Source organism: Klebsiella aerogenes (assembly GCA_029027985.1).
GTDB classification, from domain to species: domain Bacteria; phylum Pseudomonadota; class Gammaproteobacteria; order Enterobacterales; family Enterobacteriaceae; genus Klebsiella; species Klebsiella aerogenes_A.
On record CP119076.1, the window covers coordinates 3,363,477 to 3,385,001 of the forward strand.

Here is a 21,525-nt window from a genome sequence, read left to right on the forward strand (position 1 = left end):
AATTTCCTTCGATTTTATCTCGCGGCAAAAAACGTGATACTTATCACATCGACGGAACATCGTCCCCTACAGAACACACTGCGAGAGATTAATTATGAAAAACATTAAATATGCTGCCGCTGCAATCGCCCTTTCCGCTCTGTCCTTCGGCGCATTCGCCGCTCAGCCGGTAACTCCGGCACAGGCAGAAAGCATGAATAAAATCGGTGTCGTTTCCGCTGAAGGCGCAACGACTCTGGATGGTCTGGAAGCCAAACTGGCTGCTAAAGCAGATGCTGCTGGCGCAACTGGCTATAGCATCACCTCCGCTAACACCAACAACAAAGTTAGCGGTACCGCGGTTATCTATAAATAATCGCAACAACACCCTGAAATGCCACTGAATTAACCCTGAAAAGACCTTTAAATACCCTTGTTTGCCCGTCCGAGCCACCGGACGGGCTTTTTTTTGCCTGTTTACCAGCGTTCGGCAACCTGCGCCAGACCATTGGCAAGCGATGTTGTCTGGCCAGTCGCCGTCAGACAGCACGCCAACTGGATTTTCAGCGACTGCGGGATAGGCTCGCCGCCGCTCACGCAACGTTCAATCCAACGCGCGGTGGTTTCAGGATCTTTTGATTCCGGCAGTGTTACCTTTTCCTGCAGATTATCTTCCGCTCGTTCATGCAGCACTCTCGTCCCCATCGCATCGATCAGATTGATTTGCGGACAACGCAGCGGGTTGGCATAGACTTCGCCTTCGGTGCCGTGCATCAGCAGCGCCCGGCCGCCGATTTCAGTAAAGAACTTCGCGACCTTACCCACATATTCCGGATGTGAGACGCTCGACAGACGCAGCGCGGCATCTTCGGCGAACGGCGTCGCCAGCTTGGCCAGGGTATGCGCGCTATTGCGCACGCCCATCCGCCAGCGTAACGCCAACTGTTTCTCCAACGGCGGACATAACGCGCCGACCGGAATATACACCGGTTCATGGCCATCGAGGCGCGCCTGAGCCTGCCCGGCATGGGCCGTGGCCGGGATCTCCATCATCTCAAAGATGGTTTCCGTCAGAACGCGGGTAGGATCATGACTCACCCCGTGAACCACCACCGGGAAACCCAGTTTATGCAGCAGAACCGCCAGCAGCGGCGTCAGGTTGGCCTGCTTACGCGCACCGTTATAGCTGGGGATCACAATAGGCATTGGTTTTGCCGCAGGCGGCGTCAGACGGATAGTCTGCAGCTGCATCGCCTCATAGAAGCCCTGCATTTCGGCTTCGCCTTCGCCCTTAATACGCAGCGCGATGAGGATCCCGCCCAATTCCAGATCGTCCACCTCGCCGTTTAGCATCCGCGTATAGAGCGCGCGGGCCGTTGCTAAATCCAGATCGCGAGCATGATTTTTTCCTCGCCCGACTTCTTTGATGATTTTGGTGTAATCCATCGACTTGCTCCCTCCTGCGGTTTGCTCCGCCGACCGGACCGCGTTTGTACTTAGCGGCGTCGGCGACGCGTCGGTTTTGCTTTGCTTTTTACTATAACCTCGGGAACGCCCGGCTGCTCTATTGGAAATACCGGTAACGCCTTTAACAAGCGCGCGCCATAATTTTTAGTCAGCAACCGTTTATCGTAAATAATGACTTCCCCCCAGCACTGATGGCTACGAATCAGGCGCCCAACCTGTTGAATCAGGTTGAAAGAGGCGCTCGGCAGGCTTTGCACCTCAAAAGGATAGCGGTTCAGGCTTTTCAGCCATTCGCCCTCGGTGATCACCACCGGGCTGTCGATCGGCGGGAAGGCGATTTTATGGATATGTACCTGGCTTAGCAGTTCGCCTTTCAAATCCAATCCTTCAGCAAAGGACTGCAAGCCGACCAGCACGCTGCGCTCGCCGCCTGCCACGCGTTTGCGATGTAGCTCCACCAGCCGGTAGCGCGGCTGGTCGCCCTGGACCAGCAGCAGTAAGCGTAGGTCGGTGACATGTTCCAGGAAGCGCTGCATCGCCCGCCCGCTGGCAAACAGCACCAGCATGCCGAGGTGCTTTTTGCTCTCTACCTGCTCGCGGAAAAAAGCCGCCATTTCGGCGATATGCTGCTCTTCGTTGTCGATCAGCGGCTCGTAGCGCATCTGCGGAATAATAATTTTACCTTGCTCGACATGGTTGAACGGGGAATCCAGCGCCACGAAGCGATCGCCCGCTTTCTCCTTCAGGCCGCTCATCTCCTGCAGACGCGAGAAACTATTTAGCGAACGCAAGGTCGCCGAGGTCACCACAATATGCGGCACGCTGCGCCACAACAGGCGTTCGAGCTGGTCGCTGACGCGAATACCGACGCAGTGAAACCAGATATGCATTTGGCCGTCGCGGACGTCGCGGGTCGCCCATTTGGTCACCGGCGCGCCGGAGGATTGCGCCAGCGACGCCAGCCGCCACAGCTTGCTTTGGCTTTCAAACATGCCGAGCGCCCGGTTCATCTGCAACAGCACGCGGTGCAGACGCACCACATCATGGCTGCCAGTCTTTTCGCTGAGATCGTTAAGAAACAGCTCCGCCAGCCCGCGCAGCATTTCGGTGAGCTTGGCCAGCCGCTGGCAAATATCCATCAGCTCCTGCGGCAGTTCGCCCATTGGAAAGCGATGTTCCGCTTCCTCAGCCGCAGGCATATACAGATTGAGAATATTGTTCAGCGAGGCGATAAGTTCATACAGTTCCTCACAGTGCTCATTGAGACGTTCGGGGTTGGCCAGCGGCGGCGTCGTCTTCGGGCGGAACTGCTCCATGCAGGTCGCCACCAGCTTGCTGAACAGATCCAATTGTAGTCGGTACCAGGGCGCGGTTATCTCAGCACTCATCTCTAAGGCGTCGCGGGCGACGTCCGGCAGATGGTGGCCTTCGTCAAGCACCAGCAGCAGGTTTTTCGGTTCCGGCAACACCGCTTCGCTCTCCATCGCCGCCATCACCAGCGCATGGTTCGCCACCACCACTTCCGCTTCCTGAATTTCCCGCCGCGCGACAAAGAACGGGCATTCGCGGTAGTAATGGCAGTTACGGTTGAGGCAGCTGGCTTTATCGGTGCTCAGACGCCCCCACAGCGCATCATCAATAGCCTTATCGGTATGGTCGCGCAGGCCGTCCCACTTATAACCGTCGAGATCGGTTTTCAGCGCCGCGCACAGCTTTTGTTCAGCCTGGTTTTTCGGCGTCAGATCGTCATCAAGGAACGCCAGCAGGTCCTGCTGCGTCGCCTCGGTGCTGGCCAGCGCCGCCAGATTGCGTGGGCAAACGTAGCGCCCGCGGCCAAAGGCGGCGGTAAAGCGCAGATCGGGAATAATCTTGCGCAGCAGCGGTAAGTCTTTACTGTAAATTTGATCCTGCAGAGCGACGTTGGCGGTACTGACCACCAGCGTTTTTTGTTCCTCACGGGCAATGGCGATCCCGGGGATCAGGTATGACAGCGTTTTACCGACGCCGGTCGGCGCTTCGATAGCCAGATGTCTCCCTTCCTCCCCGGCGAGCGTTTTCGCGACATCGGCAATCATCTGCCGCTGCGGGGCTCGGGGGATAAAGTCCGGAATCTGTTCCTGAAGCGCCTTATACCAGGCGGCGATTTGCGCTTTTAGCGCAGCGGTCAAAGCCATGAGAAAACCTGAATACTGTATAAACAGCCACTATTGTGCCATTTTTGCTGGCCCGGAGGTATTGCTTTCTACTGAGGGTGGAAGCGTGCTCGACAAATCGCGATGCGAAAAGCTAAAAAAACGGCCCGCCGCCGCGCAAGCGACAGACGGGCCATGGCGATGCCTGACCGCTTTCTGGCGGCTCAGGCATCGGCGAGTTATTCGCCGGCAGGTTTACGCGGACGGCGACGGCGCGGCGGTTTGCCGTCCTGAGTGCGCGCTTTCGCCGCTTCGCCATCCTGGCGACGCGGTGCAGTCTGCTGACTACGGCCCTGGCCACTACGGCCCTGCCCTTGACCGCGGCCACCGCCGCCGCCACGCTGCTGACGGCCGTTTTGAATCGGCTCCGCTTTAATCGACGGATCCGGCTCGTAGCCGGCAATGGCAATGCGCGGGATCTCTTTTTTCAGCAGGCGCTCGATGTCACGCAACAACTTGTGCTCATCGACGCAGACCAGCGACAGCGCTTCGCCAGTCGCCGCCGCGCGGCCGGTACGGCCGATGCGGTGAACATAATCTTCCGGTACGTTCGGCAGCTCATAGTTGACCACGTGCGGCAGTTCTTCAATATCGAGGCCGCGAGCGGCGATATCAGTCGCCACCAGAACGCGAATACCGCCGGATTTAAAGTCAGCCAGCGCGCGAGTACGTGCGCCCTGGCTCTTGTTGCCGTGAATAGCGGCGCTGCGGATACCGTCTTTATTCAGTTGCTCCGCCAGGTGGTTCGCGCCGTGCTTAGTACGGGTAAAGACCAACACCTGCTGCCAGTTGCCTTCGCCGATCATCTGCGACAGCAGTTCGCGCTTGCGTTTTTTATCCACAAAGTGGACGTGTTGGGTGATCTGCTCGGAAGCGGTATTGCGGCGCGCCACTTCGACCTCCAGCGGGTTGTGCAGCAGCTTTTCCGCCAGCGCTTTAATCTCGTCAGAGAAGGTCGCAGAGAACAGCAGGTTCTGGCGACGCGGCGGCAGCTTAGCCAGCACGCGGCGAATATCATGGATAAAGCCCATGTCCAGCATGCGGTCGGCTTCGTCCAGGATCAGCACTTCAACTTTATCCAGGCTGACCGCGTTCTGATGTTCGAGGTCCAGCAGACGGCCAGGGGTTGCGACGAGGATATCGACGCCGCCGCGCAGTTTCATCATCTGCGGGTTGATGCTCACGCCGCCGAAAACCACCAGCGAGCGAATATTCAGGTATTTACTGTAGTCACGAACGTTCTCGCCCACCTGCGCCGCCAGTTCACGGGTCGGCGTCAGGATCAGGGCGCGAACCGGGCGACGGCCCTTCGCGTGAGGCTCTTTCTGAATCAGACGCTGCAGCAGCGGCAGCGTAAAACCGGCAGTCTTACCGGTACCGGTCTGAGCGCTGGCCATCAGATCGCGACCCTGCAGTACGGCCGGAATCGCCTGCTGCTGGATAGGGGTCGGCTCAACGTAGCCCTGCTCGGCAACGGCGCGCAGGATATCGGGATTCAGGCCAAGGGAATCAAAAGACATAACAACTCCGAACCGCCCCGGCCCGTTTAAGGGCGTAGTTTTCAGGGAGATTATTGCGATAGAGATGGCAAAAACCACAATGCCATGAAGGGGCGCAGTCTAGCAGATTTTGTGACGAACCACATAAAATATCCCCGAAGGATTTACCGGCAAAATAATGCTCGCCCGCGCTGCGATAACCTCAGTATTCATCATTCTGGACAGATATGCGAATCGGTCATATTCTTAATCAATCGATTGATTAATTTTTAGGGCGCGATGAACACCTCCTCCGTCACCAGCAAAGGCGAACAGGCGAAAAGCCAGCTTATCGCCGCCGCCATCGCCCAGTTCGGCGAATACGGCCTGCACGCCACCACCCGCGATATCGCCGCCCAGGCCGGGCAAAATATCGCCGCCATCACCTATTACTTTGGTTCGAAAGACGATTTATATCTTGCCTGCGCCCAGTGGATCGCCGATTTTATCGGCGAGAATTTTCGCCCGCACGCCGAAGCGGCAGAAGCCCTACTGGCGCAAGCAAAACCGGACAAACCTGCCCTTCGCGACCTGATCCTGAGCGCCTGCCGCAATATGATCCTGCTGCTAACTCAGGATGACACGGTAAACCTCAGCAAATTTATCTCGCGCGAGCAGCTTTCGCCCACGGCGGCTTACCAGCTTATTCATCAACAGGTCATCGCTCCGCTACACTGCTATTTAACCCGGCTCATCGCCGCCTGGACCGAGTGCGACGCCGACGACACGCAGATGATTCTGCACACCCACGCCCTGCTGGGCGAGGTGCTGGCCTTCCGCCTTGGGCGAGAAACCATTTTACTGCGTACCGGCTGGACGCAGTTCGACCAACCAAAGACCGAACAAATTTTTCAGGTCATTACCTGTCATATCGATTTCATTCTGCAAGGGTTAGCGCAAAGGAGCCTGGGATCATGAAAAAACCCGTCATCGTCGTTCTACTGGTCGTCATACTGATCGCCCTGATCGGCGGCGGCTGGTGGTGGTACCACAGTAGCCAGCAGAAGGCGCTGACGCTGTACGGCAACGTTGATATCCGCACCGTGAATATGAGCTTTCGCGTCGGCGGGCGGCTGGCGACATTGAACGTGGATGAAGGCGATGACATTCACCGTGGACAAACCCTTGGCGAGCTCGACCGGGCGCCGTATGAAAATGCGCTGCAGCAGGCACAGGCCAACGTCTCTACCGCCCAGGCGCAGTACGACTTGATGATGGCGGGTTACCGCGCCGAAGAAATTGCTCAGGCGGCCGCGGCGGTTAATCAAGCGCAGGCCGCCTACGACTATGCGCAGAATTTTTATCAACGCCAGCTCGGGCTGCGCGCCAGCAGCGCGATTTCCGCCAATGACCTCGAAAACGCCCGTTCTTCACGCGACCAGGCGCAAGCCACGTTAAAATCGGCGCAGGATAAACTGCGTCAGTATCGCGCCGGTAATCGTCCACAGGAGATAGCGCAGGCAAAAGCCAGCCTTGAGCAGGCGCAGGCGGCGCTGGCGCAGGCCAAACTGAATCTGCACGATACCGTGCTGACCGCACCTTCCGACGGCACGCTGATGACCCGCGCCGTGGAGCCCGGCACCATGCTGAGCGCCGGTGGTACCGTGCTCACGCTGTCGTTAACCCACCCGGTTTGGGTGCGCGCTTACGTTGACGAGAAAAACCTCGGCCAGGCGCAGCCGGGGCGCGAAGTATTGCTGTATACCGATAGCCGCCCGGATAAGCCCTATCACGGTAAAATCGGTTTTGTCTCGCCAAGCGCCGAATTCACGCCGAAAACCGTTGAGACACCGGATCTACGCACCGACCTTGTCTATCGTCTGCGCATCGTCGTGACCGACGCCGACGGCGCACTGCGTCAGGGAATGCCGGTCACCGTCTCTTTCAGCAACGGAAGCGGACATGACTGAGGACGTGATTACACTAAACGGCCTGAGCCGCCGTTTTCCCGGCATGGAGAGGCCCGCGGTCGCGCCGCTGAACTGCACGATTCGCCCCGGCTATGTCACCGGGCTGGTCGGCCCTGACGGCGCGGGCAAAACGACGTTGATGCGGATGCTGGCCGGTTTACTCAAACCCGATGAGGGTAGCGCCAGCGTCATCGGCTTTGACCCGCTAAAGGACGACAGCGCGTTACACGCGGTGCTCGGCTATATGCCGCAAAAATTCGGCCTGTACGAAGATTTGACGGTGATGGAAAACCTGACGCTATATGCCGATTTGCGCAGTGTTACCGGCGAGGCGCGGCAGAAAATTTTCGCACGTCTGTTGGAATTCACCTCCCTGGGGCCATTCACCGGACGGCTGGCGGGTAAACTCTCCGGCGGTATGAAACAGAAGCTGGGGCTCGCCTGTACGCTGGTCGGCGACCCGAAAGTGCTATTGCTTGATGAACCCGGCGTCGGCGTTGACCCTATTTCACGCCGCGAGCTGTGGCAGATGGTGCATGAGTTGGCCGGCGACGGCATGCTGATCCTGTGGAGCACCTCTTATCTCGATGAAGCCGAACAGTGCCGCGACGTGCTGCTGATGAACGAAGGCAAATTGCTCTATCAGGGCGAGCCGACGGCGCTGACGCAAACCATGGCCGGGCGCAGCTTTCTGGTCTCCAGCTCACAGGAAAACAACCGCCGCTTGCTGCAACGGGCGCTAAAGCTACCGTACATTAGCGATGGCGTGATTCAGGGCAAATCGGTACGCCTGATCCTCAAAAAAGAAGCGCACATTGATGCCGTACGGCAGCATAGCGATATGCCGCCGTTGCAGATTGCCGAAACCGCGCCGCGCTTTGAAGATGCGTTTATCGACCTGTTAGGCGGCGCGGGAACCGCCGAATCGCCGCTGGGCGCGATTATCCATCACGTTGATGGCAGTACGGACCAAACGGTGATTGAGGCGCAGTCGCTGACCAAAAAATTCGGTGATTTCGCCGCTACCGATCACGTGGATTTCCAGGTTAAACGCGGCGAGATTTTCGGCCTGCTCGGCCCCAATGGCGCGGGCAAATCCACGACCTTCAAAATGATGTGCGGCCTGCTGGTACCGACCTCCGGCAAAGCGCTGGTATTAGGCATGGATCTCAAAGTCAGCTCTGGCAAAGCGCGTCAGCATCTGGGCTATATGGCGCAAAAGTTTTCGCTGTACGGCAACCTCAGCGTCGAGCAAAACCTGCGCTTTTTCTCCGGCGTCTACGGTCTGCGCGGCCAGGCGCAGAATGAAAAAATCGCGCGCATGAGCGACGCCTTCGGCCTGAAAAGTATTGCCCGTCACGCCGCCGACGAGCTACCGCTTGGCTACAAACAGCGGCTGGCGCTGGCCTGCTCGCTGATGCATGAGCCGGACATTTTGTTTCTCGATGAACCGACCTCCGGCGTCGATCCACTCACCCGCCGCGAGTTCTGGCTACATATCAACAGCATGGTCGATAAAGGGGTCACGGTGATGGTTACCACCCACTTTATGGATGAAGCGGAATACTGCGACCGCATCGGGCTGGTCTATCACGGCAAACTGATCGCCAGCGGTACGCCGGACGCACTGAAGGCGCAGGCGGCGAATGATAGCCAGAAGGATCCCACCATGGAACAGGCGTTCATTACCCTGATTAACCAGTGGGATAAGGAGCACGGTCATGAGCAATAGCATCCTCTCCTGGCGACGGGTTCGCGCCCTGTGCGTGAAAGAAACCCGGCAGATCGTCCGCGATCCCAGCAGTTGGCTCATCGCGGTGGTGATCCCGCTGCTGTTGTTGTTTATCTTCGGTTACGGCATTAACCTCGACTCCAGCAAACTGCGGGTTGGCATACTGCTGGAGCAGCAGAGCGAAGAGGCGCTGGATTTCGTCCATACCATGACCGGCTCGCCCTATATTGACGCCACCGTCAGCGATAATCGCCAGCAGCTGATTCAGATGATGCAGGCCGGGCGTATCCGCGCCATGGTGGTGATCCCCGTGGATTTTGATCGCCAGATGGCGCGCCCCGGCGCCGACGCGCCAATCCAGCTGATTACCGACGGCAGCGAGCCTAATACCGCCAACTTCGCGCAGGGCTACGTAGAAGGGATCTGGCAAATCTGGCAGCAGCAGCGGGCGGAAGACCGCGGCGAAACCTTTGAGCCGCTTATCGACGTACAGATGCGCTACTGGTTTAACCCGGCGGCCATCAGCCAGCACTTTATCATCCCCGGCGCGATTACCATTATTATGACCGTCGTCGGCGCGATTCTGACCTCGCTGGTGGTGGCGCGCGAGTGGGAGCGCGGCACCATGGAAGCGCTGCTGTCGACCGAAATCACCCGCGCCGAACTGCTGCTGTGTAAGCTGATTCCCTACTACTTCCTCGGTATGCTGGCGATGCTGTTATGCATGCTGGTGTCGGTGTTTATTCTCGGCGTTCCCTACCGCGGTTCGCTACTAATTCTGTTTGTTATCACCAGCCTGTTTTTGCTCAGTACGTTGGGGATGGGGTTGCTGATCTCGACCATCACCCGCAACCAGTTTAACGCCGCGCAAGTAGCGCTCAATGCCGCCTTCCTGCCATCAATCATGCTATCCGGATTTATTTTCCAGATTGATAGTATGCCAGCAGTGATCCGCGCGGTGACCTATGTGATTCCGGCGCGTTATTTTGTCAGCACCCTGCAGAGTCTATTTCTGGCGGGCAATATTCCGATGGTGCTGCTGGTAAACGTGCTGTTTTTGATTGCCTCGGCGGTGATGTTCATCGGCCTGACGTGGCTGAAAACCAAACGGCGGCTGGATTAATACGTTGCGTTTCCCGGGTGGCGGCTATCGCCTTACCCGGGCTACCGTTTCTGCCAGATTGGGTAGCCCGGCTAAGCGTAGCGCGAGCCGGGGAAGCAATTCGGGGATGACAAAGAGAGAATATAAGATGTTTCATCGCTTATGGACGTTAATCCGTAAAGAGCTGCAGTCGCTGCTGCGTGAACCGCAGACGCGGGCAATTTTAATTATGCCAGTGCTCATCCAGGTGCTGCTGTTTCCCTTTGCCGCAACGCTTGAAGTCACCAATGCCACTATCGCCATCTATAACGAAGATAGCGGCCGCCACGCGGTAGAACTCACCCAGCGTTTCGCCCGCGCCAAAGCGTTTACCCACATTCTGTTGCTGAAAAGCCCGCAGGAAATTCAGCCGACCCTCGACGAGCAGAAAGCGCTGCTGCTGGTTCGCTTCCCGGAAGATTTCTCACGCAATCTCGACAACTATCAAACCGCCCCGCTACAGCTACTGCTCGATGGCCGCAACTCCAATAGCGCGCAAATCGCCGCCAACTATCTGCAGCAGATCGTTAAAAATTACCAGTTGGAGCTGCTGGAAGGTCAAGCAAAGCCGAACAATAGCGAGCTGGTAGTACGCAACTGGTACAACCCAAATCTGGACTATAAGTGGTTCGTGGTGCCGTCGCTGATCGCCATGATCACCACCATTGGGGTGATGATCGTCACCTCGCTGTCGGTAGCCCGCGAACGCGAACAGGGCACCCTCGATCAGCTGCTGGTGTCCCCGCTCGCTACCTGGCAAATCTTTGTTGGCAAAGCGGTGCCCGCGCTGATTGTCGCCACCCTGCAAGCGACGATTGTGCTGGCGATTGGTATCTGGGCCTATCAGATTCCATTTGCCGGTTCGCTGCTGTTGTTCTACTTCACCATGGTAATTTATGGTTTGTCACTGGTGGGGTTTGGGCTACTGATCTCGTCGCTATGCTCAACGCAGCAGCAAGCGTTTATCGGCGTGTTCGTCTTTATGATGCCGGCGATTCTGCTTTCCGGCTACGTTTCACCGGTAGAGAACATGCCGCAATGGCTACAGGATGTCACCTGGATAAACCCAATCCGTCATTTTACCGATATCACGAAGCAAATTTATCTGAAGGATGCGAGTCTGAAGATTGTGTGGGGAAGTTTGTGGCCGCTATTGGTCATAGCGGCCACCACCGGCTCAGCGGCGTATGCGATGTTCCGCAGAAAGATCGCGTAGTTTTTTATCTTTCGCCAGCAGCGAGACCACCGCCGGGCCTGCCAGTATTACCAGCCCGGCGAGGGCCAGTAGCACGTTGTTGTGCAACACGCGCGACAACAGCCAAAGGACTATCATGGCGGCGCCGAAGTACCATGTTGTGGTGAGCTCCTCAAGGAAGTCTCCCACATCACGCCAGCGCTCTTCGTGATGACGCTGTAAAAACAGCATCGCCAGCAGCGTGACACCGTACAGTACGCACAGCCCTAATCCGACGCGCACCAACGCGCCACTCATCCAACCCATCACCAGTACTGCCACGACCAGTAGATGCAACATAATCTGCCAGCAACTGAGGCCAGTTGTGACGCGTACACGTTGTTGCCACTTCATGGCTTCTCTCCTGAAGGATTTTTCTCTGCTACTCAGAGTACCGCACTTTACGGAAAATTCCGTATCACCGCATCTTTTTGTGACGTCTACTACACTATTTTATTCAGGAAAGTGACATACGCTGAAGAATCATAGTCGAAAAAACGTCGCGAATATCGTTGAACGTGCTGACAACATCCCCTTGTAAATGCTTTACCGTACGTCATCGACGTTTTATGTTACGTACATGACGCGCAGCCGTTCGCGGCATCTGCGCGCGCCCTTGAGCATGGAGTGACCGCTGTGAAATGTCGCTGGCAGGAAGGCAATCGTATTACATTACTGGAGAACGGCGACCAGTATTATCCGGCGCTGTTTGCCGCCGTCGCACGCGCGCAGCGCAAGCTGATCCTCGAATCCTTTATCTGGTTTGAAGATGACGTCGGCTGGCAGCTACATACGGTGCTGCTGAACGCCGCCCGCCGCGGCATCCAGGTAGAAGTGCTGCTTGATGGTTACGGCTCGGCGGATCTCAGTGAGCGTTTTGTGGGCGAACTCACCACCGCTGGCGTCATCTTCCGCTACTACGACCCGCGCCCCAGGCTCCTCGGCATGCGCACCAACCTGTTCCGCCGCATGCATCGTAAAGTTGTGGTCATTGACGACGCCGTCGCCTTCGTCGGCGGGATCAACTACTCCGCTGAGCATATGAGCGATTACGGCCCGGAGGCGAAGCAGGATTATGCCGTGCAGGTTGAAGGGCCAGTAGTGCTCGACATCCTCCAATTCGAGCTTGAAAATCTGCCGGACAGCAAAGCCGCTCGCCGCTGGTGGCGCCGCCGTCGGCATCAACCGGCGATCAACCATGCCCCCGGCGAAGCGCAGGCTTTGTTCGTCTGGCGGGATAACCACGAACACCGCGACGATATCGAGCGCCATTACCTGAAGATGCTGACCAGCGCCCGCCGGGAAGTCATCATCGCCAACGCCTACTTCTTTCCCGGCTACCGTCTGCTGCATGCGATGCGCAATGCCGCCCGGCGCGGCGTGCGGGTGAAGCTGATCGTCCAGGGTGAGCCGGATATCCCGATTGTGAAATTCGGTGCTCACCTGCTGTACCACTATCTTATTAAGGGCGGCGTACAAATATTCGAGTACCGCCGCCGTCCGCTGCATGGCAAGGTGGCGCTGGCTGACGACCACTGGGCGACGGTAGGTTCAAGCAATCTCGACCCGCTGAGTTTGTCGCTGAACCTTGAAGCCAATCTGATTATCCACGACCGCGAGTTCAACCAGACGCTGCGTGATAACCTCAACGGGCTTATCGCCAGGGATTGCCTGCGGATAGAGAAATCGATGCTGCCGAAACGCCACTGGTGGCGGTTGGGGGTGAGCGTGTTGGCCTTCCATTTTCTGCGTCACTTCCCGGCGTGGGTTGGCTGGCTGCCAGCCCATACTCCACAGTTAGCCAGAGTCAACCCGCCGGTGCAGCCGGAAATGGAAACCCAGGATCGGGTAGAACCGCAAAATCAGGGATAAAGTAATAGGCGTCGTGTTGCCGATGCTGTTATCGGTTTGCAACGATTTCGGCACGGGAAAAGGCGGCCAGGGATTTTCCCGGAGGCGGCGCATTGCGCCTTGTCCGGGCTGCCAAATCGCACAGTGCTGTAGCCCCGGCAAGCGGTAGCGCCACCGGGGATTTTGAGGCCACCGTAAGGCGAAGCCGCCACCCGGCGCGATAGGATGATGATTAGCGGCGGTTGCCTAAGATACGCAGCAGCATCAGGAACAGGTTGATGAAGTCCAGATACAGCGTTAATGCGCCGAGAATCGAGTACTTACGCAGATTAGCGGTATCACGGGTATCGATCTGCTCGCCGATGTTCTTCAGTTTTTGGGTGTCGTAAGCGGTAAGGCCGACAAACACCAGCACCCCAATGTAGGTAACGGCCCACATCAGCGCCTCGCTCTTCAGCCACAGGTTAACCAACGATGCCAGCACGATACCAATCAGCCCCATAAACAGCATGCTGCCAAAGCCGCTCAGGTCGCGCTTGGTGGTATAGCCATACAGGCTCATCGCCCCGAACATCCCACCGGCGACCACAAAGGTACTGGCGATCGACGAATACGTATAAACGATAAAGATGCTCGATAAAGTCAGCCCGGTCAGCGCCGAATAGAGCATAAATAGCGTAGTTGCCATACCCGCGCTCAGTCGCTGCACCATTCCGGACAGCACAAACACCAGCGCCAGTTGGGCAATGATCAGCCCGAAGAAAGTAATTTTGCTCGAAAAGACGAACATCATGACTGCCGGGGTATTCGCGGCAAACCACGCGATAAACGCAGTCAACAGCAGCCCGACCGTCATCCAGCCGTAAACCTGCGCCATGTAGGTCTGCAGGCCGCTGCGACCCTGAACAATCGAATCTGAACGGGGGAATCTGTCCATGACTATCTCCTGATTAACAAGTTTCTCTCAGTAAGCGTATCACACTACCAGCGCTCTGCCGCCTGATGATCGCTATCGCGAGCATCAACCCAGCGTTCGCCTTCCGGCGTCGCCTCGCGTTTCCAGAACGGCGCGCGGGTTTTCAGGTAATCCATGATGAATTCTCCGGCGGCGAAGGCGCTGCTGCGGTGGGCGCTGGTGACGCCGACAAACACAATCTCTTCCCCCGGCCACATTTCGCCGATACGGTGGATAACGGTCACCCGCCCCAGCGGCCAGCGTGCGCGCGCCAGTTCGACGATTTCCGCCAGCGACTTCTCGGTCATGCCCTGATAGTGCTCCAGAGTCAACGCCTTCACGCTATCGCCAAGATTGTGATTGCGCACCTTACCGGTGAAGGTCACCACCGCGCCGTCTTCATCGCGCTCGGCCAGCCATGGATACTCATCGCCGACGCGAAAGCGCGCCGAACTCACCACGATACGGGTTTGCGTCATCTTAGCCCCCCGTAACCGGCGGGAAGAACGCCACTTCATCGCCATTAACGACCGGATGATCAAATGACGTCAGCGTCTGGTTGACTGCCGCCAACAACTTGCCCTCTTCCAGCGCCAGCGCCCAGCGGTCGCCGCGGGCGACAAGCTGTTGGCGCACGGCTTCGACGGTCGGCAGTTCGCTGGCATCGAGCGTCAGGGCATCAGTGCCGACCAGTTCGCGCACCTGGGCAAAAAACAGGACGTTAATCATGAGCGTCATCCACCTTAAAATCGCCGGACTTACCGCCGCTTTTCGCCAGCAAACGCACCGGGCCAATAACCATATCTTTCTGTACCGCTTTGCACATGTCGTAAATGGTCAGCGCGGTGACGGAGGCGGCGGTCAGCGCTTCCATTTCCACGCCGGTTTTACCGGTCAGGCGACAGAGTGACTCAATACGCACGCGGTTATGCTCCGGCTGCGCCTGCAGATTCACTTCCACTTTGCTAAGCATCAGCGGATGACACAGCGGGATCAGCTCCCAGGTACGTTTCGCCGCCTGAATCCCGGCGATGCGCGCGGTGGCGAAGACGTCGCCCTTGTGGTGGCTGCCGTCGATAATCATGGCAAGCGTCGTTGCCTGCATTTCGACGTACGCCTCGGCGCGTGCCTCGCGCACCGTTTCCGCTTTACCGGAGACATCAACCATATGGGCTTCGCCCGCGGCGTTAATATGGGTCAGTTGTGACATAAATTAGTTCTTCAGATGAGGAATGAAGTTGCACGGACGGGTGCGTGCATCAAGCTGCGGAGCAATGATATTTTCCCACGCAGTACGGCAGGCTTTAGTCGACCCCGGCATGGCGAAAATCAGCGTGCGGTTGGCGACGCCAGCGACGGCGCGGGATTGCAGCGTCGAGGTGCCGATCTCTTCAAACGAGAGCATACGGAACACCTCGCCAAAACCTTCAACTTCGCGGTCAAACAGCGGCAACAGCGCTTCCGGCGCCTGATCGCCATCGGTAAAACCGGTACCGCCGGTAATCAGCACCACCTGGACATCATCACTGGCAATCCACGCCGATACCTGGGCGCGAATCGCGTAACGGTTCTCTTTCACAATCGCCTTATCGACGAGGACGTGCCCCGCCTCGTGCGCCGCGTCGCGCAGCCAATGGCCAGAGGTATCATCCTCTTCGCCGCGGCGGTTAGAAACGGTAAGAATAGCAATACGGGTCGGGATAAACTCAGCGCTAGCCTGGCTCATCTGAATGCTCCTTTCGAAAACGATTATCCGCCAATATACGACAGGTTCTGCGTGATACCGGTGTTGCCCTGATGCAGGAAATGGGTTTGTTTTTTATGCGTTAATGCTTCGGCGATCCGCGCTTCCAGCGCAGCCTGCTGCTGGTCTTCGGCCATCAGGTCGCGCAGGTCTACGCCGCCTTCGCCAAACAGACACAAATGCAGTTTGCCGATGGAGGAAACGCGCAGACGGTTACAGGTGGCGCAGAAGTCTTTCTCATACGGCATGATTAAGCCGATCTCGCCGGCGTAATCCGGATGACAAAAGACCTGTGCCGGGCCATCGCTACGCTGGCGGATCTGGTGGATCCAGCCGCGACGCAGCAGTTCGTCGCGCAGCACCATGCCGGAGATATGATGGCGGCGGAACAGATCGCTGCCCTCGCCGGTTTCCATTAGCTCAATAAAACGCAGTTGAATACGACGCGGTTTGATCCACGCAAGGAAGGTATCAAGCTGGTGATGGTTCACGTCGCGCATTAGCACGGTGTTGACCTTCACCTTTTCAAAGCCTGCGGCAAAGGCGGCATCAATACCGTCCATCACCTGCTGAAACTTATCCTGACCGGTGATGGCATGGAATTGACGGGCGTCGAGGCTATCGACGCTGACGTTAATCGCCGTCAGTCCGGCATCGCGCCAGCGTTCGACATCGCGCGCCAGACGATAACCGTTAGTGGTGACCGCAATCTGACGAATGGCGTTGTTTTCCCGCACGGCGGCAATAATTTCAGTAAAATCGCGACGTAAAGAGGGCTCGCCGCCGGTGAGGCGGACTTTTTCCGTGCCAAGGGCAGAAAAGGCGCGCGTTACGCGGCGCACTTCGTCCACGCTCAGGAAACCTTTGTTCGTCACGGCACCGGGCTTGTAGCCGTCCGGCAGGCAGTAGGTGCAACGAAAGTTACACACGTCGGTAATCGACAGGCGCAAGTAATAAAACTTACGCGCAAAAGCATCAGTAAGCTGTGAGGCCATATACACCTTTCCAAGTACGGGAGGCGTGGTAATTTCTTTCCACGCCCTGGCGACGGCGATGCCGTCGCGGCCAGAGCACCATATCTTGCGACACAGGCACAAAGGCTAGAGTGTTAACGGGTTATGCCGATAGTAGCGCGTTAACGGTGGTTTCGCCATTTTCATTTTCGTTATATAATCGTGTATATATCGCTAATATCTTGCATTTTCGATACAGAATAGCCAAAAATCACACTTTTACATTGATATCGGTCAGTTTGACGGAAACCGGGCATTATCTTTTAGGGGTAGATCCGCTACGCTCAACCCGAATATTGAACAGAAGGAATTCGTATGCGCAATCGCACTTTCGCCGATTTGGACCGCGTAGTCGCTCTCGGCGGAGGCCACGGTCTGGGTCGGGTGATGTCGTCACTCTCTTCGCTCGGCTCGCGCCTGACCGGCATTGTGACCACCACTGATAACGGCGGTTCAACGGGGCGCATTCGCCGCTCGGAAGGCGGCATTGCCTGGGGAGATATGCGCAACTGCATTAACCAATTAATCGCCGAACCCAGCGTCGCTTCCGCGATGTTTGAGTACCGTTTTGGCGGTAATGGCGAGCTTTCCGGGCATAACCTCGGAAATTTAATGTTAAAGGCGCTGGATCACCTGAGCGTACGCCCTTTAGAAGCCATTAATCTGATCAGAAATCTCCTTAAAGTCGATGCTTTCCTGATCCCTATGTCAGAACAACCGGTCGATCTGATGGCTCTCGATCATGAAGGTCATGAAGTTTATGGCGAAGTGAATATTGATCAGTTGGATCATGTTCCACAGGAACTGATGCTCACCCCGCCGGTCCCGGCGACCCGCGAGGCTGTCGAGGCTATCGCCGAAGCCGATCTCATTCTGATTGGCCCAGGCAGTTTCTACACCAGCCTACTGCCCATTCTGCTACTCGATGAAATGGCGCAAGCGCTGCGACGCACCCCAGCGCCAATGGTGTTTATCGATAACCTCGGCAAGGAACATAGCCCGGCGGCCAATTTGACGCTGGCGGACAGAATCGAAATTATGGAGCATTACGTCGGTAAACGGGTGATTGATGCCGCCATTGTCGGGCCAAAAGCCGAAGTTCAGGGGATGGAAACGCGCCTGGTTATCCAGACCGCGCTGGATGCCAGCGACGTCACCTACCGCCATGACCGCGCCCTGCTCCGCCAGGCGCTGGAACAGGCGATTCAGGCACTGGGCTAACGTTCAGGCAATCGCTTTTTTACCGGCACTCCCCTTCAGATTAAAATCTTAAGGTTGTCTTAAAATAAAACGGTCAACATAGCGAACATCTACAACTACGGGTATTCGTTATGTCGTTTTTTTCTTTACGTCGGCCAGTACTCGGCCGCACGGCTTATTTGATTTTCTTTGCTTGCTATATCGGTCTCATTCTCAACCTGGCCTTTTATCGTCAGGTTTTCCCACTGCTGCCGGTGAACAACCTGCATAACTGGCTGGTCTTCCTCAGCATGCCGATCGTCGCGATTAGTGTGATGAACATCATTACCACCCTGGCCTCGTTCTTTAAGCTCGACCGGGTCGTGATCAGCCTGTTTATCCTGCTGAGCGCCTCGGCGCAGTACTTTATCTGGAGCTTCGGCGTGGTTATCGACCGTTCGATGATCGCCAATATCTTCGATACCACCCCGGCGGAAAGCTTCGCGCTGCTGTCGACCAAAATGATCATCGTGCTGGGACTTTCCGGACTGTTGATGGTCATCATCGCCTGGTGGATTAAAGTCCGTAAACCGGCCTCTTTCTGGCGCGGTACGGCCATGCGTCTGCTGAATATCGTGGTTTCGGCGCTGCTGATTATTCTGGTGGCGGCGCTGTTCTACAAAGACTACGCCTCGGTATTCCGTAACAACAAAGAGCTGGTGAAATCCCTGAGCCCATCCAACAGCATCGTGGCGCTGAACTCGTGGTATGCGCACAACAAGATGGACAACCTGCCGCTGGTGAAGATCGGCGAAGATGCCAAACAGAAGCCGCTGATGCTCAACGGTCCGCGTAAAAACCTGACTATCGTGGTGCTGGGGGAAACCTCGCGCGCCGAGAACTTCTCGCTGGGCGGCTACGATCGCGAGACCAACCCGCGCCTGAAACAAGATGATGTGGTCTATTTCCCGAAAACCACCTCCTGCGGCACCGCGACCGCGGTTTCTGTTCCCTGCATGTTCTCCAATATGCCGCGCGCGCACTATGATGAAGAGCTGGCGCACCATCAGGAAGGGGTATTGGATATTCTGCAGCGCGCTGGCGTACAGGTACTGTGGAATGACAACGACGGCGGCTGTAAAGGCGCCTGTGACCGTGTACCGCACGAAAATGTCACCAATCTGAATCTCAGCGGCCAGTGCATCAACGGCGAGTGCTACGATGAGGTCCTGTTCCATAATCTGGACAGCTATATCGATAATTTACAGCAGGATGGCATTATCGTTCTGCATACCATCGGCAGCCATGGTCCGACCTACTACAACCGCTATCCGGCTGAATTCAAAAAATTCACGCCAACCTGCGATACCAATGAAATTCAGAGCTGTACGCAGCAACAATTGACTAATACCTACGACAACACGATTTTGTATGTCGACTATGTAGTTGATAAAGCGATAAAATTGCTGCAATCAAAACAGGATAAATTTACCACCAGCCTGGTTTATCTGTCCGACCACGGCGAATCGCTGGGTGAAGACGGCGTGTATCTGCATGGTCTGCCGTACTCAATAGCGCCGGATACGCAAAAACACGTGCCGATGCTGCTGTGGCTGTCGCCGGATTACCAACAGCGTTATGGTGTTTCCAACCAGTGTTTGCAACAACAAGCAAAGACGAACGATTATTCGCAGGATAATCTGTTCTCCACCCTGCTTGGCCTGCTCGGGGTAGATACTCGCGAGTATCAGGCAAAAGACGACCTTTTAACGCCATGTAGAGAGACCGGCAGATGAAAATCTTAGTCATTGAAGACGATGCACTCCTGTTACAAGGGTTAATTCTGGCCATGCAAAGCGAAGGCTATGTTTGCGATGGCGTCGCCACCGCGCACGAAGCCGCCCTGTCCTTAGCCAGCAACCATTACAGTTTGGTGGTGCTCGATCTCGGCCTGCCGGATGAAGACGGTCTGCATTTCCTGGCGCGCATGCGCCGGGAAAAATTCACCCAACCGGTGTTAATCCTCACCGCCCGCGATACCGTTAGCGACCGTATCAGCGGGCTGGATACCGGCGCCGATGACTATCTGGTGAAGCCCTTCGCTCTTGAAGAGCTCAACGCCCGTATCCGCGCGCTGCTGCGCCGTCACAATAACCAGGGCGATAACGAACTGACTGTCGGCAACCTGCGCCTCAACGTCACCCGTCGCCAGGTTTGGCTTGCCGGCGAGTCGCTGGAGCTGACGCCGAAAGAGTATGCCCTGCTCTCACGCCTGATGATGAAGGCTGGCAGCCCGGTGCATCGTGAAATTCTCTACAATGACATCTATAGCTGGGATAACGAACCGGCCACCAATACCCTGGAAGTGCACATTCATAATCTGCGCGACAAAGTCGGTAAAACGCGGATCCGCACCGTACGGGGCTTTGGCTATATGCTGGTGAATAATACGGAGTCAGAATAACGCTATGGCACTGTTTGCAACCGAAACCTGGACCATGCGCCACCGCCTGCTGCTGACCATTGGCATCATTCTGGTGGTGTGTCAGTTAATCAGTGTCTTCTGGTTGTGGCATGAAAGCAAAGAGCAAATCCAACTGCTGGTTGCCAGCGCGATTGAAGGCCACAATAATCAGAAGCACATCGAGCACGAAGTGCGCGAAGCGGTCGCCAGCCTGCTGGTGCCAAGTCTACTGATTATCGGCCTGGCGCTGTATATCAGCCTGATGGCGGTGAAAAAAATCACCCGCCCGCTGTCGAATCTGCAGTGCGAGCTGGAGAACCGGACGCCGGATAACCTGCAGCCGATTATTCTGCAAGAATCGGTGCCGGAAGTTACCGCGGTGACCACGGCAATCAACCAGTTGGTATCACGCCTGAACCTGACGCTCGATCGCGAGCGTCTGTTTACCGCCGACGTTGCTCACGAGCTACGCACGCCCCTCGCCGGGCTGCGTCTGCACCTTGAACTGCTGGCCAAAGTACACAGCGTCAACGTCGACCCGTTAATTCAGCGTCTCGATCAGATGACCAACAGCATTTCACAGCTACTGCAACTGGCGCGCGTCGGGCAATCTTTCTCCGCCGGTAGCTACCAGCAGGTACATTTGCAGGAAGATGTGGTGAAACCGCTGCAGGATGAGCTGGAAACGATGCTGCATGGGCGTCAGCAAACGCTGGAGATAGCAAACAGCGAAGGTGAGGATCTGGTTTCCGGCGATGTCACTCTGCTGCGGGTCATTTTGCGCAATCTGGTAGAAAATGCGCATCGCTATAGTCCGGCAGGTTCGAAGATTAAAATTTCGGTGAAATCGGGAAATATGCCGATTATGGCAGTAGAAGACGAAGGCCCGGGGATCGATGAAGCGAAGAGCGGCGAACTCAGCAAGGCCTTTGTTCGCATGGACAGCCGCTACGGTGGGATAGGTCTCGGCCTGAGCATTGTTACCCGCATCGCTCAGCTCCACGATGCACAATTCTTTTTACATAATCGCCAGCCCGGCCCGGGGGTTCGCGCCTGGGTGCAGTTCCCGCGCAGTTTACGTCAGAAAGTTAATACCCACTGATGAAAGAAAGCGGTCACAATAACG

Annotated in this window: 21 protein-coding genes and 1 riboswitch; of the genes, 11 read left to right on the forward strand and 10 right to left on the reverse strand. The window is 56.6% G+C overall.

Features of this window, described 5'->3' with window-relative positions; genetic code table 11:
• The first annotated feature begins 94 nt into the window (after nt 1-94).
• The gene (gene ybiJ / locus PYR66_15985; protein WEF26807.1) at nt 95-355 is read left to right on the forward strand and encodes a DUF1471 family protein YbiJ; all 261 of its coding nucleotides are present in this window, start codon (nt 95-97) and stop codon (nt 353-355) included.
• A gap of 101 nt (nt 356-456) precedes the next feature.
• Here the strand turns inward: ybiJ and ybiB are convergent, their stop codons facing one another.
• The 3 genes from ybiB to rhlE all read right to left on the reverse strand — a co-directional run bounded on the left by ybiB (nt 457) and on the right by rhlE (nt 5,158).
• Nucleotides 457-1,425, reverse strand: coding sequence for a DNA-binding protein YbiB (gene ybiB, locus PYR66_15990; protein ID WEF26808.1), 969 nt, complete (start codon nt 1,423-1,425; stop codon nt 457-459).
• Between the two features lie 50 nt (nt 1,426-1,475).
• Nucleotides 1,476-3,620 carry an ATP-dependent DNA helicase DinG gene (dinG, locus tag PYR66_15995; protein ID WEF26809.1) on the reverse strand — a complete coding sequence of 715 codons (2,145 nt, stop codon included), beginning with the start codon at nt 3,618-3,620 and terminating at the stop codon, nt 1,476-1,478.
• Between the two features lie 197 nt (nt 3,621-3,817).
• Nucleotides 3,818-5,158 (reverse strand): ATP-dependent RNA helicase RhlE, encoded by a 1,341-nt coding sequence (gene rhlE, locus PYR66_16000; protein ID WEF26810.1) that lies wholly within the window; start codon nt 5,156-5,158, stop codon nt 3,818-3,820.
• A 258-nt stretch (nt 5,159-5,416) separates the two neighbouring features.
• Between rhlE and cecR the strand changes: the two genes are divergently transcribed.
• From cecR to PYR66_16025, 5 genes are all read left to right on the forward strand, one after another.
• Complete coding sequence (cecR, locus tag PYR66_16005) at nt 5,417-6,094, forward strand: transcriptional regulator CecR (GenBank protein ID WEF26811.1); 678 nt, start codon at nt 5,417-5,419, stop codon at nt 6,092-6,094.
• Nucleotides 6,091-7,086 carry a secretion protein HlyD gene (gene hlyD, locus PYR66_16010; GenBank protein ID WEF26812.1) on the forward strand — a complete coding sequence of 332 codons (996 nt, stop codon included), beginning with the start codon at nt 6,091-6,093 and terminating at the stop codon, nt 7,084-7,086. The genes cecR and hlyD overlap by 4 nt, the downstream gene beginning before the upstream one ends.
• Entirely contained in the window at nt 7,079-8,818 is a 1,740-nt protein-coding gene (locus PYR66_16015; GenBank protein WEF26813.1) for an ATP-binding cassette domain-containing protein, read from the forward strand. Before hlyD ends, PYR66_16015 begins: the two co-directional genes overlap by 8 nt.
• A complete protein-coding gene (locus tag PYR66_16020) occupies nt 8,808-9,941 on the forward strand; it encodes an ABC transporter permease (GenBank protein ID WEF26814.1) in 1,134 nt (377 codons plus the stop codon). Before PYR66_16015 ends, PYR66_16020 begins: the two co-directional genes overlap by 11 nt.
• Before the next feature lie 127 nt (nt 9,942-10,068).
• Nucleotides 10,069-11,175, forward strand: a complete 1,107-nt coding sequence (locus PYR66_16025; protein WEF26815.1) for an ABC transporter permease — start codon at nt 10,069-10,071, stop codon at nt 11,173-11,175.
• On the opposite strand, the gene PYR66_16030 is transcribed toward PYR66_16025, so the two are convergent.
• Nucleotides 11,137-11,547, reverse strand: a complete 411-nt coding sequence (locus PYR66_16030) for a YbhQ family protein (GenBank protein ID WEF26816.1) — start codon at nt 11,545-11,547, stop codon at nt 11,137-11,139. The genes PYR66_16025 and PYR66_16030 overlap by 39 nt on opposite strands.
• Nucleotides 11,548-11,829: 282 nt before the next feature.
• Here PYR66_16030 and clsB point away from each other — a divergent pair, with 282 nt between their 5' ends.
• Nucleotides 11,830-13,065 carry a cardiolipin synthase ClsB gene (gene clsB, locus PYR66_16035; protein ID WEF26817.1) on the forward strand — a complete coding sequence of 412 codons (1,236 nt, stop codon included), beginning with the start codon at nt 11,830-11,832 and terminating at the stop codon, nt 13,063-13,065.
• A gap of 211 nt (nt 13,066-13,276) precedes the next feature.
• Here the strand turns inward: clsB and PYR66_16040 are convergent, their stop codons facing one another.
• The 6 genes from PYR66_16040 to moaA all read right to left on the reverse strand — a co-directional run bounded on the left by PYR66_16040 (nt 13,277) and on the right by moaA (nt 16,738).
• Nucleotides 13,277-13,981, reverse strand: a complete 705-nt coding sequence (locus PYR66_16040) for a Bax inhibitor-1/YccA family protein (protein ID WEF26818.1) — start codon at nt 13,979-13,981, stop codon at nt 13,277-13,279.
• A 44-nt stretch (nt 13,982-14,025) separates the two neighbouring features.
• On the reverse strand, nt 14,026-14,478 hold the full coding sequence (gene moaE, locus PYR66_16045; GenBank protein WEF26819.1) for a molybdopterin synthase catalytic subunit MoaE: 453 nt from the start codon (nt 14,476-14,478) through the stop codon (nt 14,026-14,028).
• Nucleotide 14,479: 1 nt separating this feature from the next.
• Nucleotides 14,480-14,728: a molybdopterin synthase sulfur carrier subunit gene (moaD, locus tag PYR66_16050; protein ID WEF26820.1), complete on the reverse strand. Its 249-nt coding sequence runs from the start codon at nt 14,726-14,728 to the stop codon at nt 14,480-14,482.
• Nucleotides 14,721-15,209, reverse strand: coding sequence for a cyclic pyranopterin monophosphate synthase MoaC (gene moaC / locus PYR66_16055; GenBank protein WEF26821.1), 489 nt, complete (start codon nt 15,207-15,209; stop codon nt 14,721-14,723). The genes moaD and moaC overlap by 8 nt, the downstream gene beginning before the upstream one ends.
• A gap of 3 nt (nt 15,210-15,212) precedes the next feature.
• Nucleotides 15,213-15,725, reverse strand: a complete 513-nt coding sequence (moaB, locus tag PYR66_16060; GenBank protein ID WEF26822.1) for a molybdenum cofactor biosynthesis protein B — start codon at nt 15,723-15,725, stop codon at nt 15,213-15,215.
• A gap of 23 nt (nt 15,726-15,748) precedes the next feature.
• Nucleotides 15,749-16,738 carry a GTP 3',8-cyclase MoaA gene (moaA, locus tag PYR66_16065; protein ID WEF26823.1) on the reverse strand — a complete coding sequence of 330 codons (990 nt, stop codon included), beginning with the start codon at nt 16,736-16,738 and terminating at the stop codon, nt 15,749-15,751.
• Nucleotides 16,726-16,863: riboswitch (molybdenum cofactor riboswitch) on the reverse strand. (Overlaps the previous gene by 13 nt.)
• A gap of 208 nt (nt 16,864-17,071) precedes the next feature.
• Here moaA and yvcK point away from each other — a divergent pair.
• The 4 genes from yvcK to pmrB all read left to right on the forward strand — a co-directional run bounded on the left by yvcK (nt 17,072) and on the right by pmrB (nt 21,501).
• Entirely contained in the window at nt 17,072-17,977 is a 906-nt protein-coding gene (gene yvcK, locus PYR66_16070) for a uridine diphosphate-N-acetylglucosamine-binding protein YvcK (protein WEF26824.1), read from the forward strand.
• Nucleotides 17,978-18,087: 110 nt separating this feature from the next.
• Nucleotides 18,088-19,731 carry a phosphoethanolamine transferase EptA gene (gene eptA / locus PYR66_16075; GenBank protein ID WEF26825.1) on the forward strand — a complete coding sequence of 548 codons (1,644 nt, stop codon included), beginning with the start codon at nt 18,088-18,090 and terminating at the stop codon, nt 19,729-19,731.
• Entirely contained in the window at nt 19,728-20,399 is a 672-nt protein-coding gene (gene pmrA, locus PYR66_16080) for a two-component system response regulator PmrA (protein WEF26826.1), read from the forward strand. The genes eptA and pmrA overlap by 4 nt, the downstream gene beginning before the upstream one ends.
• Before the next feature lie 4 nt (nt 20,400-20,403).
• On the forward strand, nt 20,404-21,501 hold the full coding sequence (gene pmrB, locus PYR66_16085) for a two-component system sensor histidine kinase PmrB (GenBank protein ID WEF26827.1): 1,098 nt from the start codon (nt 20,404-20,406) through the stop codon (nt 21,499-21,501).
• Nucleotides 21,502-21,525: the final 24 nt, after the last annotated feature.

What these genes read in the sequence shown, in the direction of transcription:
- ybiJ (WEF26807.1), top strand. Translation starts at nt 95, where the DNA reads ATGAAAAACATTAAATATGCTGCCGCTGCAATCGCCCTTTCCGCTCTG.
- ybiB (WEF26808.1), bottom strand. Translation starts at nt 1,425, where the DNA reads ATGGATTACACCAAAATCATCAAAGAAGTCGGGCGAGGAAAAAATCAT.
- dinG (WEF26809.1), bottom strand. Translation starts at nt 3,620, where the DNA reads ATGGCTTTGACCGCTGCGCTAAAAGCGCAAATCGCCGCCTGGTATAAG.
- rhlE (WEF26810.1), bottom strand. Translation starts at nt 5,158, where the DNA reads ATGTCTTTTGATTCCCTTGGCCTGAATCCCGATATCCTGCGCGCCGTT.
- cecR (WEF26811.1), top strand. Translation starts at nt 5,417, where the DNA reads ATGAACACCTCCTCCGTCACCAGCAAAGGCGAACAGGCGAAAAGCCAG.
- hlyD (WEF26812.1), top strand. Translation starts at nt 6,091, where the DNA reads ATGAAAAAACCCGTCATCGTCGTTCTACTGGTCGTCATACTGATCGCC.
- PYR66_16015 (WEF26813.1), top strand. Translation starts at nt 7,079, where the DNA reads ATGACTGAGGACGTGATTACACTAAACGGCCTGAGCCGCCGTTTTCCC.
- PYR66_16020 (WEF26814.1), top strand. Translation starts at nt 8,808, where the DNA reads ATGAGCAATAGCATCCTCTCCTGGCGACGGGTTCGCGCCCTGTGCGTG.
- PYR66_16025 (WEF26815.1), top strand. Translation starts at nt 10,069, where the DNA reads ATGTTTCATCGCTTATGGACGTTAATCCGTAAAGAGCTGCAGTCGCTG.
- PYR66_16030 (WEF26816.1), bottom strand. Translation starts at nt 11,547, where the DNA reads ATGAAGTGGCAACAACGTGTACGCGTCACAACTGGCCTCAGTTGCTGG.
- PYR66_16040 (WEF26818.1), bottom strand. Translation starts at nt 13,981, where the DNA reads ATGGACAGATTCCCCCGTTCAGATTCGATTGTTCAGGGTCGCAGCGGC.
- moaE (WEF26819.1), bottom strand. Translation starts at nt 14,478, where the DNA reads ATGACGCAAACCCGTATCGTGGTGAGTTCGGCGCGCTTTCGCGTCGGC.
- moaD (WEF26820.1), bottom strand. Translation starts at nt 14,728, where the DNA reads ATGATTAACGTCCTGTTTTTTGCCCAGGTGCGCGAACTGGTCGGCACT.
- moaC (WEF26821.1), bottom strand. Translation starts at nt 15,209, where the DNA reads ATGTCACAACTGACCCATATTAACGCCGCGGGCGAAGCCCATATGGTT.
- moaB (WEF26822.1), bottom strand. Translation starts at nt 15,725, where the DNA reads ATGAGCCAGGCTAGCGCTGAGTTTATCCCGACCCGTATTGCTATTCTT.
- moaA (WEF26823.1), bottom strand. Translation starts at nt 16,738, where the DNA reads ATGGCCTCACAGCTTACTGATGCTTTTGCGCGTAAGTTTTATTACTTG.
- yvcK (WEF26824.1), top strand. Translation starts at nt 17,072, where the DNA reads ATGCGCAATCGCACTTTCGCCGATTTGGACCGCGTAGTCGCTCTCGGC.
- eptA (WEF26825.1), top strand. Translation starts at nt 18,088, where the DNA reads ATGTCGTTTTTTTCTTTACGTCGGCCAGTACTCGGCCGCACGGCTTAT.
- pmrA (WEF26826.1), top strand. Translation starts at nt 19,728, where the DNA reads ATGAAAATCTTAGTCATTGAAGACGATGCACTCCTGTTACAAGGGTTA.
- pmrB (WEF26827.1), top strand. Translation starts at nt 20,404, where the DNA reads ATGGCACTGTTTGCAACCGAAACCTGGACCATGCGCCACCGCCTGCTG.